1 protein-coding gene and 1 pseudogene are annotated in these 475 nt (G+C 31.8%); both read right to left on the bottom strand.

The window, feature by feature from the left end; translation table 11 throughout:
• Window positions 1-177, bottom strand: a pseudogene (locus D7X55_RS46110) (GLPGLI family protein); the annotation flags it as partial.
• 32 nt (window positions 178-209) lie between these two features.
• Window positions 210-475 (bottom strand): hypothetical protein (locus tag D7X55_RS45085; RefSeq protein ID WP_233610423.1); only part of this gene is annotated, 266 nt, incomplete at its 5' end.

The raw sequence follows: 475 nt of genomic DNA, 5'->3' as shown, positions 1-475 counted from the left end.
ATATAATTTCGTGTGATTTAATGTTGTTTTTGGTAGCATAGCAGGTAACGCTTTAATATCGAAAATAAAATTATTTTCCTCCTCATACACCTTCAAGATTAATACTGGCAAACCATAAAACTTATAAGGACCATCATTAATTGGATCCTCGGTCGTAAACCAGGCAATGCATTTTCTCCCGTCATAATAAGTTTCTTATCTTTCAATATTTACCAAGCAGGTTTGGAGGAATATTTAACAATGTAGGTTTTATCAAAAATATCCAGTTCCACAGCAGTTATCTGGTTTTTTATGTCTTTTGCGACTAGCTGTTGGAATTTCCATTCATTACGTGGCGAAGGAATACTTCTAATTCCTTTATTTTTTAAATCTGTTTTTAAGGAATCATACTTGAATCTGTTTAGTGCTTTAAATTGGGATTGCTGTGAATCCGTAGCCAAAATTGTAAATTCAGAATTATAAATAGTGTCTTTTT

The organism is Corallococcus sp. AB049A, assembly GCF_003668885.1.
Taxonomy (GTDB): Bacteria; Myxococcota; Myxococcia; order Myxococcales; family Myxococcaceae; genus Corallococcus; species Corallococcus interemptor.
Note: the sequence above shows the minus strand (reverse complement) of the source record. Positions and strands in the feature narration are given on the sequence as shown.